The organism is Microbacterium timonense (genome assembly GCF_900292075.1).
Taxonomy (GTDB): Bacteria; Actinomycetota; Actinomycetes; order Actinomycetales; family Microbacteriaceae; genus Microbacterium; species Microbacterium timonense.
In genome coordinates, this window is sequence record NZ_OLMV01000003.1 from 662723 (window position 1) to 681516 (window position 18794).

Sequence of the window (18794 nt, forward strand, 5' to 3'; positions counted from 1 at the left end):
CCGTACCTGCCGATTATCGGGGGAGCCTTCTGTGAGTCTGAAGTCGCGTCATCGCGTCCTGTCTGGTCTGCTCGCGGCGGCGCTCGCCGTCGGGCTCGTGAGTGCGGGGGGAGCGACCGCGACCGCGGTCACGAACCCGGCTGGTGGGAGCGAGCTGTATGCCCGCCAGGTCTTCTACACCTACGTGGGCGCAGGTGACACGTTGGATGTCGCCATAACCAAGGGGAGCGGCGCGGCCGCCACGGTCTCAGTGGTCGACCCTGCCGGAAACGAGGCCTTCTCGTGCACCGTCGCGGCGGGTGCTCCATCCCAGACGGCGTGCACCGACACCGGTCTCTCTTCGCTCACTGCCGGAGTCTGGACGACCGAGTTCCTGCCCGGCGGTTCCTCCGCCCGGTACAGCTACGACATCCGGGTTCGTGACGCCGGCGCCCAGGAGGTGACGGGCCGCACCTGGGTCACGAAGTTCGAGCAGTACCAGGCAGGCGCCGGCACGCAGTGGTACTGGATCGCCACTCGCGAGGGCTACCTCTACGAGGTCTCGCTCATCAACTACGGCGGCATCGGCTCCGCCCTGCGCTCGAACGGCTTCGGCCTGGTCGAGGCGGGTACCTGCACGCCGATCTATCGTTCGGCCGAAGGCACGACGACAAACGCCAACGGAGTGCCTCTCGAAGCGGGCGTCGATTACAGCACCGCCTGTGGCGACGACTTCCTTCTCTTCCTCGAGGAGCCGGCGGCCGATCTTCCCGCCACCGCGCCCTCCGCAACGGGCGAGATGTGGGTCCGCCCGCAGGTCGTCGCCCCGGCGGCGACGAACCTGCAGTTCGCGACCGCCTCCCCGCTGACCCGCGCGGGCGACATCACCTTCGATCTCGCCGGTGTCAACGGCGGATACACCGTCCAGATCGACACGAACGGCGACGGCGACTACAGCGACGACGTCGACCGCGTCATCCCGTGGGGGAGCCCGCCTGGCGCCGTCACCGTGCCGTTCGACGGCCTCGACGGGCAGGGCGCTCCGATCGGCGTCTGCCAGCCCATGAACGCGCGCGTCGTGGTCGACCGCGTGGGCGAGATGCACCTCGTGCTGGAGGACGTCGAGCAGCTGGGCAACGCCGCCGCGACCGCGGCCGGCATCCGCCTCACCGGGCGCACGACGGGCATCAGCGCGCCGGCGCCCCTGCTGTACTGGGACGACCGCAACCTGGACTACGTCAACCGGCAGGCGAACGAGCCGTTCGACGGGGTCGACGGACGCGCCGGGTTCGACACGACCGATCTGCCTGATGGTGATGGCGCCCACGGGTGGCGTTTCAGTTGGGGAGACATACGTTCCATCGAGAACTGGTCGTATTACCAGGCGACGGCGGGCGCGGAGGTGGCGATCGAGCCTCCCTGCAGCCCCGCGATGACGCTCGACAAGCAGGCGCAGCTCATCGACGCGAACGGGAACGGCCGTGCGGATGCCGGCGAGACCGTCGACTACAGCTTCCTCGTGCGCAACACCGGCAACTCGGCGCTGTCGGGTGTCACCGTTACCGACCCGCGCGTGTCGGGCATCGCCCCGGCCTCGGCCGACCTCGGGGTCGGCCAGCAGGTGCAGTTCACGGCCGCGCCCTACGCGGTGACGCAGGCCGACGTCGACGCCGGCCAGATCGTCAACACGGCATCCGCGACCGGTGTCTCGCCGCTGGGGGAGCAGGTTCAGACGCCCCCCGATTCCGAGATCCTGCTCGGCCCGGACCGGGCGCCCGCCCTCACGATCGACAAGCAGTCGCAGCTCGATGACGCGAACTCCAACGGTCGCGCGGATGTCGGCGAGACGATCGACTACACCTTCGTCGTGACCAACACCGGCAACGTCACGATCAGCGGCGTGAGCGTCGACGACCCGGTGGTCACGGGCATCACGCCGGCATCGGTCACGCTCGCCCCGGGAGCGACGCAGACCTTCACGGCGGCGCCGTACACCGTCGTCCAGGCCGACGTCAACGTGGGCGCCATCACGAACACCGCTGTGGCCAACGGCACGAGTCCGACCGGGCCGGTGCAGTCCCCGCCCGACACCGAGGTCGTGCTGACGCCCGACCCCGACCCGCGGCTCACGCTCGACAAGACCGGCGCCCTGCTGACCGACGCGGACAATGACGGCGAGATCACCCCCGGCGACACCGTGCGTTACACCTTCGAGGTTCGCAACGTCGGGACCGTCGACCTCGTCGACGTCGCCATCGAGGATCCGCACCTCACCGGACCGCTTTCGCCGGCTTCCGCCGACATCGCTGCCGACGGGACCGCCACGTTCACCGGGGACTACACGGTCGTGCAGTCCGATCTGGATGCCGGCGAGATTCGCAACACCGCCACCGCGGCGGGAATCTACGCGTCTCCGGGCGGTGACGTGCCCGTCCGATCCGCTCCGGACTCCGTGACGCTCCCGACGGCCGACCCCGCACCGGGGCTCGAAATCCTCAAGACCGGGTCGCTCGACGACGCGAACGGCAACGGGTTCGCCGACGCCGGCGAGACGATCACCTACGGCTTCGACGTGATGAATACCGGCAACACCACCCTGACCAACGTGGTGGTCATCGATGAGCGCTTCCCCGAGCTGGCGAGCAGCGGCGTGACCCTCGCACCGGGCACCGACACCACGATCACGTCGGCGCCGTACACGGTGACGCAGGCCGATGTGGACGCCGGCGGTGTGACCAACGTGGCCGTCGCGCGAGGCAACGTGCCCGGCGGCCCCGAGGTGGTCTCCGTTCCCGATGAGGAGTTCATCGAGGGTCCCCCGTTCGCGCCTGGTATCACGCTCGAAAAGGCCGCGGCGCTCGACGACGCGAATGCGAACGGCGCCGCGGATGCCGGCGAGACGATCGTCTACTCGTTCACGCTGCTCAACACCGGAAACGTCACGCTGTTCGACGTGGCGGTGGACGACCCGATGCTCGGCGGTCTCGTGCCTGAGGCGCTGGACCTCCTGCCTCCCGCCGTGCCCGCCACCGTCAGCGCCCAGCCGTACACCGTCACGGCCGAGGATGTCGCCGCCGGCGAGATCGTGAACACCGCCCTCGCACGCGGCACGCTCGCCGACGGGACGACCGGCGTCCAGTCACCCGAGGACACCGTTACGGTGCCGGCGGAGGTCGACGAACCCGTGCAGCCGCCTGCACCGGGGGGAGCCCCGGCGGGCGGCCAGCTCCCCAGCACCGGCGGACAGGTTCCGTGGGCTCTCGCGGGTGGCGCGCTCGCTGCATTGCTGATCGGAGCGGCGGCACTCCTGTGGAACCGCCGGCGGACGCGGGGAGCACGCGGCACCGTGTGACGGCGGCGGATCAGGCGGCGCGGGTCACATCGATGCACCGCGCCGCCGCGGCGGCCATGACGTCGGCTGTGGTCGAGTAGAACTCGGTCGCGATGGGCGCCTGCACCCAGACGACCTCGAGAAGCCCCCCGCTCTCCTCGACGTACCCGATGAGACACCGCGGGTCGTCGTGCGCGAAGGCGGTGTCGGTGATCACCAGGCCGTCTTCCGGCACCGGCACCAGCTCCAGGCGGTCTGTCTGCATTGCCTGGGGGATGGTGATGTGCATCGTTGCCTCCTCGATGAGCGTGACACCAGTGAACATCGCCCCACCGACAACGGGCGGACCCTTGCCCTCACGGCAGGAAAGGTGCTAGCGCCGGTCGGCGTGGCGCAGAAGCCGGGCTCCCGACACGCCGGGTGATCCACCGGGTGAAAAAGCGTTCGAACGGCGCGAAAGGCGGTATACCTCGATCTGGTGCCCGAAATCCGGCGGGAGTCGTCCTGCGGGAATGGGGGATGCCGCTGATCGGCGGCGGGAGAGGGGTGCGCATGAGGCAGCGCGATCACGGCGGCGTGCCGACATCGGGAGCGACGGGGAAGGTCCGGCGGACGTTGGCCGGGCTCCTGGCGGCAACCCTCACCGCAGCGGGCCTGACTCTCGGTCTGAGCGTCGCGCCGTCGGAGCCGGCCTCCGCGGCTTCTGAGGGTTGCGGTTACGCGGCCAACCAACCCAACAACGGCAAGTTCGCATCGACGATCTGCTGGTTCGACTTCACTGCGTTCGATGCGGCTGAGGCGCGCACGCCCGCGGGTCAAGAGATGCAGATCGCGCTTGACGGTGGCCTCGTCGCCGACTTCACGGTGAGGGTCACGGACGTCGCGAGCTACGCCCCGATGAGCTTCGAAAAGCGCGCTGCGCCGCTCGAGACACGGTTCGCCTTCGGAACGGACGCGTACCGCGGGATCCCCGGGTTGCACGCGCTGTACAGCCTCGGCTCGCCTGCCGGCAACAAGGCCGCGACGATCACGTTCGAGAACATCCAGGTGAGGGATGCCCAAGGCAATCCCGTCGGTGGATACTCGTTCGTCGCCGCCGACGCCGAAGACAACGTCATCAATGAGAGCTTCCGCTGGAGCTCTGACAAGCCGCTGAACGAGATCGAACGACTTGCACCCAACGGCGGGTGGGGTTGCAAGTCGCCTGTCGGCCTCGGCACGACATCCGTCTCTTGCGCGGGCACAGGATTTGGAGGAACCACGGAGGCCGGAGGCAAGTCCACCGCGCTGCTCGTGGCTGCTGATTCGCCGACGACGTTCGCGACCACCTGGGTCACGTCGGCTCGTTCGGCGATCGCGATCGGCGTGCAGACCGCCAAGCTCACCGTCGTGAAGCAGGTGAGCAGCCGCATCGCGCCGGCCGACGCGTTCCAGGTGACGGCGACGAACTTCTCGGGGGTCGTCGTCGGGCAGGGAACCACCGGCACCTCCGCCACCGCGTCGACCGGCGCGCTCGTCGTCGCTCCCGGCGGCACCTACACCGTCGCCGAGACCGCAGCGGCCGGTTCGCCGACGAACCTGGCGAACTACAACCCCACGTGGTCGTGCCTGAACGCCGCCACCGGGAGCACGACGGTGCTCCCCTCTGGGCCAGGTCTCACCCAGACGGTGGTGCCGTCGGCGGGCGACGACATCACGTGCACGGTGACAAACGCCGCGAAGGTGAGCGCCATCGCCCTCCAGAAGACCGCCGGCACGCCGGTGGACGTCAACGGCAACGGCATCACGGATGCCGGCGACACGGTCGACTACTCCTTCACCGTCACGAACACGGGGCAGACGACGGTCGAGTCGGTCGCCGTCAGCGACCCGAAAGCCGGCTCGGTGACCTGTCCCGCCGTCACCGTCGCACCCACCGCGAGCACGACGTGCACCGCGGATGCCCCGTATGTCATCACGGCCGCCGACGTGACGACGGGTGCGGTGAACAACACCGCGACCGCGACGGCGCACCCGCTCGGGTCGCCCGCGACGGTCACCTCCAACAGTTCTTCCACGAGCACGCCGACGGTGGCCCCGGCCCCCGCCCTGACGCTCACGAAGTCGGCGTCGCCGTCGGACGCCGCGGCCTATCGCGAAGGCCAGGTCATCACCTACAGCTTTGTCGTGCGCAACACCGGCAACGTGCCGATCGAGAACATCACGATCACCGACACCGAGTTCTCGGGCACCGGCACGCTGAGCGCGATCAGCTGCCCGCCCGGGTTCGGCACCCTCGCGCCCAACACGGAGGCGACCTGCACCGCGACGTACACGCTGACGCTGGCGGATGCCGACGCCGGCGGCCTCGAGAACGCCGCCGTCGCGACGGGCGAACCGGTCGGCGACCCCGACCCGGTCACGAGCCGGTCCGAGATCCGGATCCCGGTCGACCCGGAGGCGTCGATCACCCTGACCAAGCGAGCGACGCCGACCGTCGCCACCCGTCCCGGCGACGTGATCAGCTACGAGTTCGACATCACCAACACCGGCAACGTCTCCCTCAGTGCTCCGAGCGTCACCGAGACCGCGTTCTCGGGGACGGGAGCGCGACCCGCGCCGGTGTGCCCCTCCGGCGCCTTCATCCCGGGTGCGACCGTGACATGCACGGCGACCTACCCGCTCACCCAGGCGGATGTGGATGCCGGGACGGTGACGAACACCGCCACGGCCTCCGCCGCCGCGCCCAGCGGCCCGAATCCCGTCTCGCAGGTCTCGTCGGCCACGGTGACGATCCCGGCCGGGCCGTCGCTCTCGATCGACAAGACCGCCGAGGTCGCCGGTGAGGGGGTGGCCGGCGATGTCGTCACCTACTCGTTCGAGGTGACGAACACGGGCAACGTCACGGTCGGCCAGATCGGGATCGATGAGACGGCGTTCTCGGGCACCGGCTCGCTCAGCGCGATCGTTTGCGACGATGCCGCGCTCGGCGCGGGCGCCTCGACGACGTGTGAGGCGACCTATACGCTCACGCAGGCGGACGTGAACGTCGGCGCGGTCACGAACACCGCTGTCGCCACCGGCATCCGCAGCGGCACGGCGACCGAGGTGGTCTCACTGCCCGACGCCGCAGAGGTGCAGACCCTTTCGGCCGCCGACATCTCGCTGCAGAAGTCGGTGATCTCGGGCACCGTCACCTCGGCCGGCGACGTGGTGACCTACGCCTTCCTGATCACGAACACCGGCACGGTGGACCTCGCGAACCCGACGGTCACGGAGACCGCGTTCACGGGATCCGGCACGGCGCCGGTCGTGACCTGTCCCCCGGCGGTGCTCGCGCCGCAGGAGACGGTGACCTGCAACGCCACGTACACGGTGACACAGGCGGACGTGGACGCCGGATCCATCGGCAACACGGCGACCGCGTCCGCCACTGCGCCGACCGGGATCGCCGCCCCGATCTCGGATCCCTCCTCGGCGACGGTGACCATCGAGCCGGCGCCCGCCCTCAGCCTGGTGAAGTCCGCGTCACCGAGCGGTGAGGTCGACTTCGCCGCCGGACAGGTGATCACGTACTCCTTCGTCGTGACGAACACGGGCAATGTGACGCTGGAGGATGTGACGGTCGATGAGGGCGAGTTCTCCGGCACCGGGACGCTGCCGGCGCCGACGTGCGAGGCGGGAGCCGCATCGCTGGCACCAGATGCGCAGGTCGTCTGCGAGACGCAGTACACGCTCACCCAGGAAGACATCGACGCCGGTTCGGTGACCAACGCCGCCACCGCCACGGCCGATCCTCCTGGTCCCACCCCACCGCCGCGGTCGCCGAGTTCGGAGGTCACGATCCCGCAGATCGCCGACCCCGCTCTCGCCCTGGTGAAAGCGACCGAGACCGGGAGCATCACCGCGATCGGCCAGGTGGTGGACTACACCTTCAGGGTGACGAACACCGGCAACGCGACCCTGACCGATCTCACGGTCGTGGAGGGCTCGTTCACCGGAGTGGGGATGCTGACAGCCCCTGTGTGCCCGAGCAGCACGCTGCTGCCGGGTGAGGTCACGGTGTGCACCGCGGCCTACACCGTGGTGGAGGGGGATCTGACGGGCGAGCCGCTGGTCAACACCGCCACGGCGCGGGCCACCTCCGGGGACGGAAGCGCAGTCGAGTCCGGCCCGTCGACGGCGCGCGTCGACGATGTCTTCGACCTCCCCGCCGGCGAGATGGCCGCCACCGGCGGTGGGATCGCGTGGGGCGTGGTCGCGGCAGGCGCGACGCTCCTCGCCGGCGGGCTTGCGCTGGTGCTCCTGCGCCTGAGGAGGCGGCGCGTCTCGTAGCGTGACGGCATCCGACCCGATTCGACGGCCCATGGGGGAATCTCCCCATGGGCCGTCGGCGGTGCGCGCGGATAGTCTCGCCGAGGGAAATCGCATGCCGGGGACTTCGGATCGTCGGGTTAGGCTGAAACGACCCCCCGCGCGCGCCCGGCGTTCTTCGCGTCCGGCGCAGACCCACGATGCCGCAGAGACCCGGAGGAGGCCCCAGGTACCATGAGGTCGTTCGCGTGGCTTCGCTCGCGTCCGCGTGCGCTCGCGTCGGCCGGTGCCGTGACCGCCGCCGCCGTCACCATCACGACGCTGGCTTTCGTCTACCAGGGGCTTCCCACCACGGAGGTCGACCTGCACGACGGCGGCGTGTGGGTGACCAAGCAGTCCAACCTCCTCGTCGGGCACTTCAACCACGAGTCGCAGGTGCTGGACGGCGCGCTTCGCACGACCAGCGACGACTACGACATCCTGCAGTCCGGCAGCACGATCCTCGTCGTCGACGACACCACGTCATCGGTGAGCGTCGTCGACCCCGCGATGGTCGCGCTGTCGGGCGCCGCTAGCGTTCCCGCCGACGGGAAGGTCGCGCTGGGCGGCTCGACCGTCGCGATCCTCGACCGTACGGCAGGCGACCTGTGGGTCGTGCCCGCCGCCGCGGTCGGCTCCTTCCAGATCGAGGGGACCGATCCCACGGTCAACGTCGGCAAGGACGCGGATGTCGCCGTCGGGGTCGACGGCGTGGTGCATGCGGTCTCCGCCGAGACCGGCGAGCTCGTCACCGTCCGCCTCGGCGAGGACGGCACACCCGAGGACCCGGCCCGCAGCGGTCTGCCCGGGATCGACGATGCCGCGGAGCTGACGGTGACCGCGGTCGGTGACAGGGCCGCCGTTCTGGACGCCTCCGACGGCACCGTCATCGTCGACGGTCACGAGACGAAGGTCGACGGTGGGCGCAGCGCGGTGCTGCAGCAGCCCTCCGCGGCCGCCGACGCCGTGTCGGTGTCGACGCCCGGCGCCCTCGTGCGCGTGCCGTTCGACGGATCCCAGCCGAGTTCCGTCAAGGCCGGCGGCGAGGGATCCCCGGCGGAGCCGGTGTGGCTCGACGGGTGCGCGTACGGAGCCTGGAGCGGTTCGGGACGGTTCGTGCGGGACTGTGCGGGCGACCGCGACGACCTGACCACCGACATCGACGGCATCGACCCCACGTCTCTGCTGAAGTTCCGCGTCAACCGCGATGTCGTGGTGCTCAACGACGTGGTGGGCGGCGGAACGTGGATGGCCGCGGAAGACCTTCAGCGCGTCGACAACTGGGACGAGCTCACGCCGCCAGAGGGTGAGACCCAGGAGGACGAGGAGACGACGGAGGAGACCACCGAGACGGTCCTGCCCGAGCGATCCGAGATCAACACGCCGCCCGACGCCAACGACGACGACCTCGGCGTCCGCCCCGGTCGCACCACGATCCTCCCCATCCTCGACAACGACAGCGATCCCGACGGCGACGTGCTGACCACGCGCGTGCTCGACGGCGGCCCCTCGATCGGCGAGGTGCAGTCCATCGACAACGGCCGGTCGCTGCAGATCGCCGTGCCCGAGGATGCCGAAGGCGCGGCATCCTTCACTTACGAAGTCTCCGATGGCCGAGGCGGGACCGACACCGCGCGCGTCTCGCTGGCCGTGCACGGCTGGGACGTCAACGCGGCGCCCACGCAGAAGCGCGTCACGACGATCGCCGTCGAGGCGGGCGGCACCATCACCTACAGCGTGCTGCCCGACTGGATCGACCCCGACGGCGACGACGTGTTCCTGGGGTCGGTCACTCCCGCCGAGGGTGACGAGGCGGACTTCACATCGGACGGCCGCATCACGTATCGCGCCGTCGGCGGCACGCAAGGCCGCAAGGATGTCGAGATCACGGTCTCGGACGGTTCCGACGTCGCCGTCGGAACGGTGCGCTTCGACGTGCGCCCCGTGGGATCGATCGACCCCATCACCAACGCCGACTACATCGCGGTGCGCACGGGACAGACCGCCACCGTCGCCCCGCTGGCGAACGACGTGGGTGCGGGGCGCGAGCCGCTGCGCCTGGCGCGGGTCGACCCGGTCGACGGCGCCGACATCGTCCCCGACTACGCCAACAAGACCTTCACCTTCCGTTCCGCCTCTCCGGGCACCTACTACGTGCAGTACATGGTCGCCGCCGGCACCGCCGGCATCCCGGGGATCGTCCGCGTCGACGTGATCCCCGAGGGTGAGACGGATCTTCCGCCCGTGGCCGTGCGCGATGTGGCGCTGCTGCCCAGCGGCGGCGAAGTGCTCGTCAACGTGCTGACGAACGACTCGGACCCGTCCGGCGGCATCCTCGTCGTGCAGTCGGTGACGGTCGAGCCGAACTCAGGCATCGCCGTCGCGGTGCTCAACCACGAGACCCTGCGCATCAGCGACCAGGCGGCCCTGTCGGAGCAGGTGCGCATCAGTTACCGGATCTCCAACGGATCCCAATCGGCCGAGGGCGACGTCATCGTCATCCCGATTCCGGCGCCGCCGCAGCTCCGTCCGCCGGTCGCCAACGACGATCAGGTGGTCGTGCGCGCGGGCGACGTCGTCACGATCCCGGTGCTCGACAACGACTACCACCCCAACGGCGACACGATCCACGTCGCGCCCGACCTGGTGCCGCCTCTCATCGACCCCGAAAAGGGCGAAATCTTCGTCTCGCAGGACACCGTGCGCTTCAAGGCGTCGGACGAACCGGGCACGGTGTACGCGACGTACGAGGTCGTCGACAGCACGGGTCAGAAGGATGCCGGCTACATCACGATCCAGGTGCTTCCGGCGAACCCCGAGACGAACGCCGCGCCGCGCCCTCGCGATCTGACCGCGCGCGTCCTCGGCGGCAGCCGGGTGCGTATCGCCGTGCCGCTGGACGGCATCGACGCCGACGGCGACTCCGTTCAGCTGGTCGGTCTCGCCTCGTCGCCGGGCAAGGGGCGCATCACCGAGACCGGCTCCGACTACCTCGTCTACGAGGCGTTCGACGACACGGCCGGCGTCGACACCTTCACGTATCGCGTGCGCGACCGCCTCGGCGCCGAGGCGACGGCGACGATCCGCGTCGGCATCGCGCCGCCCGAGGGCGTGAACCAGGCCCCGTACGCCGTCAAGGACTCCGTCGTCATGCGACCGAACCGCTCGGTCGCTGTGCCGGTGCTCGCCAACGACTCCGACCCCGACGGGGACGAGTTCGGGATCGTCAAGAACGGGCTCATCCTGCCCGACGTGGCCGGTCTCAAGGCCAAGGTGGACGGCAACCGGGTGGTCGTGACCTCGCCGTCGGGGCCGGTGGAGACCTCGCTGCAGTACACGATCCGCGACGCCCGGGGCGCCGAGGCGAAGGCCGTGCTGCAGATCACCGTCGCCGACGATGTGCCGCTGCAGCGTCCGATCGCGCGCGACGACTTCGTCCGTGCCGCCGATGTCGACAACGGCGTCGTCGATCTCGAGGTCCTCGCCAACGACGAGGACCCCGACGGCACGGTGGACGACCTGGAGCTGAAGGTCGCCGACTCCGCCTCCCGCGTGCTCGCCGACGGCAAGGTGCGCGTGACCCTGGGCGACACCGATCGGCTCGTGACCTACACGATCACCGACCGCGACGGATACACGGCATCCGCGTTCATCCACGTCCCCGCGCTCTCTTCGCTGCCGCCGACCCTCATCTCGACCAAGCCGGTCGAGGTCAAGAGCGGTGAGACCGTCGAACTCCCGCTCTCGAAGTACGTGCGCGCGGCGGGCGGCGGAAAGGTCGTCGTCACGGAGGCCGCGAAGGTCACGGCCGCCCACAGCGACGGGGCGTCGCTGATCAAGGATCAGACGACGCTCGTCTACACGTCGGCGCAGGGCTACTTCGGCCCCGACGCCCTCACCTTCGAGGTCACCGACGGCACCGGCCCCGACGATCCGGAAGGACGCAAGGCGACTCTCACCCTCCCGATCACGGTGCTGCCGCCTGAGAACCAGCAGCCGACGTTCGTGAACGGACAGGTGGATGTCGCGCCCGGCGAGGATCCGACGACCCTCGACCTCGGCGGGCTCACCACCGACCCCGACCCCGAGGACGCCGACCGCATCCGCTACGAGATCGTGGGCGGGTCACCCGACGGCATGACGGCAGACGTGGAGGGCGACCAGCTGCGGGTGAGCGCGGCCGCCGAGACGAAGAAGGGCACCGCCGCCACACTCCGACTGCGCATCACCGACGGCACGACCGAGCCGATCGAGGGTACCGTCAACATCCGCGTGATCGCTTCCACCCGTGAGCTCGCGACCGCCAACGACGACGTCGTGCCCGAGGCCCACCAGGGCAAGACCATCTCGGTGCCCGTTCTCAGCAACGACGTGAACCCGTTCCCCGGTAAGCCGCTGAAGGTCACCACGGCGGTGCTCGAGACCGGTGAAGGCGACGCCGCCGTGTCAGGCGACCAGGTCAAGGTCACCCCGAACGCGAAGTTCTTCGGCACCATGGTGGTTCGCTATCGCGTGCAGGATGCCACCGGCGACCCCGATCGCGAGGTGGAGGGCCGCATACGCCTGACCGTGCAGGGCAAGCCGGACGCCCCGGGAACCCCGATCGTCTCCAGCGTGCAGGACCGCACCGTCGTGCTGTCGTGGACGCCGCCGGCGAACAACGGCGCCGAGATCGAGCGGTATGTGGTGTCGTCGACAGCGGGCAACTACGAGAAGGAGTGCCTCGCCACGACCTGCACGCTCGACGGGCTGACGAACAACGTCGAGTACAACTTCACCGTCGTCGCCGAGAACCGGGTGGGTGCGTCGGACCCGTCGGCGCCGTCCGAGACCGCACGTCCCGACGCGCGGCCCGACACCCCTGCCGCCCCCACGCTGGCCTTCGGCGACCAGAGTCTCACTGTCTCATGGGTGACGCCGTCGACCCCGGGGTCGCCGGTCGACAGGTACAACCTCGAGATCTCGCCGGCCCCGTCGTCGGGTATCGGTCAGATGACCGACGTCACGGGCAACTCGATGGTGTGGGAAGGGCTGCAGAACGGCGTCGCGTACCAGGTCCGGGTGCAGGCGCTCAACCGTGCGCCCGAGCCGTCGAGCTGGAGCCCGTGGTCGGTGAGCGAGATCCCCGCCCGCGCGCCGGAGGCGCCCGCCGCGCCCGCGGTGAACCGTCTGGACCCGGTGGGCGACCAGGCGCAGCTGCAAGTGGTGTGGAGTGCGCCGGCGAACAACGGCGACGCCGTCTCGGGCTACGAGGTGCAGGTGCTGCAGGGCTCATCGGTGGTGAACACGATCACCGGCATCCCGGGGACTCAGACGACCCAGGCCATCAACGTGAGGACCTCGACGAGCGACTACACGTTCCGCGTCCGCGCCACCAACAAGGCCGGCTGGAGTGCGTGGGGAGCGCCCTCGGCGCCACGGCGCGCGTTCGGTGTCCCGGGTGCGCCGCAGAACGTCGTCGCGTCCACCCCCAGCGGCGACAACATGATCCACGTGACGTACACCCCGGCAGCGGGCAACGGCGCCACGGCGGGCGAGCTGAAGTACGAGTACTCGGTCAACGGCGCAAACTGGCAGGCCTTCAACGGCAGCACGATCGGCGGCCTCAGCAACGGCACCCACTACACGGTGCGCCTGCGGGCGTACACCGCGATGGACGGGGTGCGGTACACCGGTCCGGAATCGGCACCATCGAACGACGCGGTCCCCTATGGTCCTGTGCGTAATCCCAGCGTCTCGGCGTCGCGCAGTGGCACCGACATCACCTTCTCGTGGAGCGCCCCGAGCGCCAACGGACGCGACATCACCCAGATGCAGATCCGTATCGACGGCGGTGGCTGGCAGAACGTGGCGAACAACGGTTCGCGCACCAACAGCTACGGGTACAGCGAGCGGCACACGATCGAGGCGCGCGCTCAGGATGCCGCCGGTCAATGGAGCCCGATCGTGTCGGATGCGGCGACGACGGTGGACAAGCCGAAGGCGCGGGCATGGGTCAGCCGTGGTGCCCCGGTCAGCGGCTGCAACACGCAGTGCTACAAGTTCCGCCTGAACGTCGAGAACTTCCCGGGCGGCAGGTACACGATCGGCTGCATCGAGGACGGCCGCCTCATGCCCGGCACGTCGCCGAACAGCTACGACGTCCCGAGCAACGGCTTCATCGACCTGTCGTGCTGGTACGGCTTCCCCGGGCACACCGTGGCGGCCGAGATCCACGGCTGGGGGATGTCCGAGTCGTACGTCTGGCCATAGCAGCGACGCTTCCGCACACGAATCGCAACGAGAGAACGAGACGAATATGACGATGAGCCCCGAACAGGCGGCGTGGTTCCAGGGCACCTTCGCCCGGTTGGTCGACAACGTCGATCAGGCGCTGATGGGCAAGCGCGAGGTCGTGGCGCTGGTGCTGTCGGCCATGCTCGCCGAGGGCCATGTGCTGCTGGAGGACGCCCCGGGCACGGGCAAGACGAGCCTCGCCAAGGCTCTCGCGGCCACGGTGCAGGGCACGAGCAGCCGCATCCAGTTCACGCCCGATCTGCTCCCGTCCGACGTCACGGGTGTCACGATCTACGACCAGACCTCGCACCGATTCGAGTTCCACCGCGGTCCGGTCTTCGCCTCGATCGTGCTGGCCGACGAGATCAACCGCGCTTCGCCGAAGACCCAGTCCGCGCTTCTGGAGGTCATGGAGGAGTCGCGTGTGACGGTCGATGGCGTCGCGCACGAGGTCGGTCGTCCGTTCCTGGTCATCGCGACGCAGAACCCGATCGAGCAGGCGGGAACGTACAAGCTGCCCGAGGCCCAGCTCGACCGCTTCCTCGTGAAGACCTCGATCGGCTACCCCGACCTCGCGGTGGCCGAGCGGATCCTCGCCGGTGCCGCCGACCGCAACCCGTCGGCGCATCTCCCGGCGATCATCACGACGGGCGCGGTGGCCGACATGGCCGACCTCGCCGCCACCGTGCACGTCGACCCCGCCGTGCTGCGCTTCACCGCGCAGCTGGCCGAGGCGACCCGTGAAGACTCGGCGACCCGCCTGGGGGTCTCGGTCCGCGGATCTCTCGCGATGATCCGCGTCGCCAAGGTCTACGCCGCGGCGCAGGGCCGGCACTTCGTGCTCCCCGACGACGTCAAGGCGCTCGCTGCACCGGTGTGGACGCACCGCATCGTGCTCGACCCCGAGGCGGAGTTCGCCGGCACCACTCCCGAGACCGTCATCGCGCGCGTGCTCGAGTCCGTCGCCGCCCCGCAGGCGAGGTCCGCCGCCTGATGACCGCCGAGACGCTCGGGCAGCCGGCGGCGGCCGAAGACCGCCGCGCCTGGTACGGACAGCTGGCAGTGGCCGTGCTGCGCCGTGCCGGCGAGGTGCTCGGACGCGTCTTCGGTGTCGTGCGTCCGATGGCCTGGGTGCTCATCGCGGTGGCGATCGTGCTGTGGATCGCGGGCCGCTCGCTCGGCTGGTGGGAGCTGACGGTCGCCGCGGTCGTCGTGGCGGCGGTGCTCGCGCTCTGCCTGCTGTTCCTCATCGGCCGCACCGCGTACGACGTGTCGCTGGATCTCAACCGCACCCGTGTGGTCGTGGGCGAGCGGGCCGTCGGCGCCCTCACCCTCGCCAACACCGGCACCCGCGCCATCCTGCCCTCGCGTGTCGTGCTTCCCGTCGGGGCCGGCCGCGGTGTCTTCGACGTGCAGCGTCTGGCCGCCGGCGAGGCGGCGGAGGAGCTCTTCGCGATCCCCACCTCGCGCCGCGCGGTGGTCAAAGTGGGACCGGTCAGCGTGGTGCGCGGCGACCCGCTGGGACTGTTCGAGCGGGTGCACCGTCGCGACGAGCCGGTCGACCTGTTCGTCCACCCCCGCACCGTGCTCTTCAGCGGGCAGTCGCTGGGGTTCCTGCGCGATCTGGAAGGGCTTCCGGCCACCGATCTCTCGCCCGACGACGTGTCGTTCCACGCCCTGCGCGAGTACCAGCCGGGAGACGACCTGCGCCACGTGCACTGGAAGTCGACCGCCCGCACCGGCCACATGATGGTCCGGCAGTACGAAGAGACGCGCCGGTCGCACTTCGTCATCGGGCTGTCCACGAGCCCCTCGGACTACCGCGACGACGACGAGTTCGAGCTGGCCATCTCGGCCGCGGGCTCACTCGGCCTGCGGGCGCTGCGCGACTCGCACCGCGTCGAGGTGCGCGTGCAGGGCCGTGCCCTGCCCTCGGCGACGGGCAAGCAGTACCTCGACGCCCTGTCGGCGCTCGGTCACTCCAAGCCGCGTGCCGGCTCCGTGGTCGAGCTGGCCGGAGCCGTCGCCGCGACGCTCCCCGCCGCGAGCGTCGTCGTGCTGGTCTGCGGCAGCCGCGTCGACGCGAACGAGCTGCGCACGGCGTGCAGCCGCCTGCCGTTCGGCGCTCGGGCCCTCGCGGTGGTTGCGGCATCCGCCGACACGCCGCCGTCGCTCCGGCGCATCGGTGACGCAGATGTGGTGACCCTCGGCGCGCTCGAACAGCTGCCGAACGCGCTGCGCAAGGTGCTCGCATGACCGCGCCCACCGGCTCCGCGCGCCGGCGTGCATCGTCAGCGCCCTCGGCAGCGCCATCCCGTGTCGCGCGCGGGGGCTCGCTGCCGACCCGCCGCTGGATCCTGGACCTCACCGCTGTCGCCGTCCTGCTGCTCATCGCGATCATCGGCTTCTGGCCCACGTTCGACGGTCCCCGGTATCTCGTCGCCGGGCTGGGAGCGCTCGCCCTCGGCATGGCACTCGGTGTGCTCGGGCGCCTGCTGGGCTGGGGCATCCTGTTGCTGACCGCCGCCACCGTTGTGACCTACTTCCTGTTCGGCGGTGCGCTCGCGTTGCCGCACACGGCCGTGCTGGGGTTCGTGCCGACGCTCGAGACGCTTCGGCAGCTGGCCCTGGGCGCGGTGCTCTCGTGGAAGCAGCTGCTCACCACGATCGCGCCGGTCGCGACCGACGACGGGCACCTCATCGTCCCGTTCCTGCTCACCCTGGTCGCCGCCGTGCTGACGACGTCGCTCGCGCTGCGACTGCGCAGCGCCGCCTGGGCGCTGCTGCCGGCCGCCGGGTTCCTGGCGGTCGAGATCGCCCTCGGCACCTCCCAGCCTGCCGTTCCGGTGATGCAGGGCATCGTCTTCGGGCTGGTCGCGGTGGTGTGGCTCGCGGTGCGCCAGGCGTGGGAGCCGCAGGCGGCGGCGATCTCGGTCGGCGAGGGCACCGCCCGCCGCGGCGCAGGTACCCGGCGAGTGCTCATGGGCGCCGGCGTGATCGCGGTCGCGGCCATCGTGGGCGTGCTGACGAGCGGCTTCGCCGCACCGTCTTCGCCCCGCTACGTGCTGCGTGACGTGGTGATCCCGCCGTTCGACATCCGCGAGTTCCCCAGCCCTCTGCAGTCCTTCCGCGCCCTCGTGCGCGACCACCCCGACGACGCCCTGTTCACCGCGAGCGGCCTTCCCGAGGGGGCGCGGATCCGTCTGGCCACCATGGACGCCTACAACGGCACGGTCTACAACGTCTCGGACGACGGAGCCGGGTCTTCCAGCGCCTTCGCCCCCGCGCGCGCCATCATGTCGACCGATGCGGACGGCACGCCGGCGACCGTGCACGTCGAGATCGACGCGCTGGAGGGCGTGTGGATGCCGGATGCCGGCGCCGTCCGCAGCGTCACCTTCGACGGAGACCGCGCCGACGACCTGCGGCGCACCGCGCACTACAACGAGGCGACCGAGACCGGCGTCGTGACGGCCGGCCTCGAGAAGGGCGACGCGTACACGCTGGAGGCCGTGATCCCCGACGTGCCCAGCGACGAGCAGCTCGCCGATTCCGCGTTCGCGCCGCTGAAGCTCCCCAAGCAGCACGGGGTGCCCGAGACCTTGGCCGACATCGCGTCGAAGACCGTCGCCGAAGCCGAGACGCCGATCGAGCAGGTCCGTGCGCTGCAGCAGATGCTCTCGGAGGGCGGATACTTCAGCCACGGCCTGGCCGGTCAGCCGCTCTCCCGCGCCGGACACGGTGCCGAGCGCATCTCGACCCTCCTCGGCTCCGAGCAGATGGTGGGCGATGACGAGCAGTACGCGACCGCCATGGCGCTCCTGGCTCGCGAGATCGGCATCCCGGCGCGCGTGGTGATGGGCTTCTACCCCGACGAGGACGAGGCCGCAGCGCCCGTCTTCACCGCGACCGGCGACACGCTGCACGCGTGGGTCGAGGTGGCGTTCGACGACGCCGGCTGGGTGCCGTTCGACCCGACGCCGCCCGAGGACCAGGTTCCCAGCGACCAGACCACCAAGCCCAAGGCCGATCCCAAGCCGCAGGTGCTGCAGCCGCCGCCTCCGCCCCAGGAGCCGGTCGACCTGCCGCCGACGGTGGCCGACGACCGTGGCTCGGACGATGAGGACGGTTTCGGCGCGGGACTGCTGTGGACGATCGTCTCCATCGGCGCCGGAGCGCTGGGCGTGCTGGCGGTGCTGCTCGCTCCGTTCGTCGTCATCGGCGCTCTCAAGGCCGCGCGCCGGCGTAAGCGGCGCGAGGCCGAGCGTGCCGCCGACCGCATCAGCGGCGGATGGGATGAGCTCGTCGACCGCGCGTCCGACTTCGGCGCGCCGGTGCGGCCGGGTGCCACGCGACAGGAGGATGCCGGCATCCTCACGGCGGCGTTCGCCGAGCCGCGAGTCGCGACGCTCGCATCCCGTGCCGATCTGGAGGTCTTCGGCCCGACCGAACCCACGCCGCACGACATCGAGAGTTTCTGGGCCGAGGTCGACGAGATCGTCGGCGGTCTGGGCCGCGACCGGTCGTTCTGGCAGCGGCTCGGTGCCCGCCTGAGCATCCGCTCCCTCCTCGACGGCACCCGTTTCGCGCTGCCGCCCCGGGTCGCGCGCCCCCCTCGGCCGCCGCGCAACGCCCGATCACCCCGTCGTGCGCCGGCGACGCCTCGGCCGGGCGCAGACTCGGCCGAGTCGGCTCCGGCCGCACCAGCATCGCGTCGCAGCCGTCGTACCTCCGGTGAACCCCCCGCACCCCCCGCACAGGAGCGGTCCCTTATACACATCTGACGCTGCAGACGATATGCAGAGGCGGGATCTGCGGGGGGGGCGGAGCAACATAAAAAAATAACAAAGAAGAGTGAGCCAGCACGATAAGAGAG

General features: G+C 70.3%; 7 protein-coding genes. 6 read left to right on the forward strand and 1 reads right to left on the reverse strand.

All coding sequences use genetic code 11. The features are described from left to right. The first annotated feature begins 31 nt into the window (after positions 1-31). Complete coding sequence (locus C9992_RS12345) at positions 32-3331, forward strand: DUF7507 domain-containing protein (RefSeq protein ID WP_106815859.1); 3300 nt, start codon at positions 32-34, stop codon at positions 3329-3331. A 10-nt stretch (positions 3332-3341) separates the two neighbouring features. Here C9992_RS12345 and C9992_RS12350 read toward each other — a convergent pair whose 3' ends face one another. Beyond that, on the reverse strand, positions 3342-3599 hold the full coding sequence (locus C9992_RS12350) for a hypothetical protein (RefSeq protein ID WP_146145325.1): 258 nt from the start codon (positions 3597-3599) through the stop codon (positions 3342-3344). A 263-nt stretch (positions 3600-3862) separates the two neighbouring features. Here C9992_RS12350 and C9992_RS12355 point away from each other — a divergent pair, with 263 nt between their 5' ends. From C9992_RS12355 to C9992_RS12375, 5 genes are all read left to right on the forward strand, one after another. After that, positions 3863-7624: a DUF7507 domain-containing protein gene (locus tag C9992_RS12355; RefSeq protein WP_146145326.1), complete on the forward strand. Its 3762-nt coding sequence runs from the start codon at positions 3863-3865 to the stop codon at positions 7622-7624. Positions 7625-7837: 213 nt separating this feature from the next. Next, a complete protein-coding gene (locus C9992_RS12360) occupies positions 7838-13894 on the forward strand; it encodes an Ig-like domain-containing protein (protein ID WP_106815862.1) in 6057 nt (2018 codons plus the stop codon). A gap of 46 nt (positions 13895-13940) precedes the next feature. Then, the gene (locus tag C9992_RS12365) at positions 13941-14912 is read left to right on the forward strand and encodes an AAA family ATPase (protein WP_106815863.1); all 972 of its coding nucleotides are present in this window, start codon (positions 13941-13943) and stop codon (positions 14910-14912) included. Next, positions 14912-16174: a DUF58 domain-containing protein gene (locus tag C9992_RS12370; protein WP_106815864.1), complete on the forward strand. Its 1263-nt coding sequence runs from the start codon at positions 14912-14914 to the stop codon at positions 16172-16174. The genes C9992_RS12365 and C9992_RS12370 overlap by 1 nt, the downstream gene beginning before the upstream one ends. Next, entirely contained in the window at positions 16171-18702 is a 2532-nt protein-coding gene (locus C9992_RS12375) for a transglutaminase-like domain-containing protein (RefSeq protein WP_106815865.1), read from the forward strand. Before C9992_RS12370 ends, C9992_RS12375 begins: the two co-directional genes overlap by 4 nt. Positions 18703-18794 lie beyond the last annotated feature (92 nt).

Bases quoted from the DNA above. Each gene is read 5' to 3' on its own strand.
- C9992_RS12350 (WP_146145325.1), bottom strand. From the start codon at position 3,599: ATGCACATCACCATCCCCCAGGCAATGCAGACAGACCGCCTGGAGCTG.
- C9992_RS12355 (WP_146145326.1), top strand. From the start codon at position 3,863: ATGAGGCAGCGCGATCACGGCGGCGTGCCGACATCGGGAGCGACGGGG.
- C9992_RS12360 (WP_106815862.1), top strand. From the start codon at position 7,838: ATGAGGTCGTTCGCGTGGCTTCGCTCGCGTCCGCGTGCGCTCGCGTCG.
- C9992_RS12365 (WP_106815863.1), top strand. From the start codon at position 13,941: ATGACGATGAGCCCCGAACAGGCGGCGTGGTTCCAGGGCACCTTCGCC.
- C9992_RS12370 (WP_106815864.1), top strand. From the start codon at position 14,912: ATGACCGCCGAGACGCTCGGGCAGCCGGCGGCGGCCGAAGACCGCCGC.
- C9992_RS12375 (WP_106815865.1), top strand. From the start codon at position 16,171: ATGACCGCGCCCACCGGCTCCGCGCGCCGGCGTGCATCGTCAGCGCCC.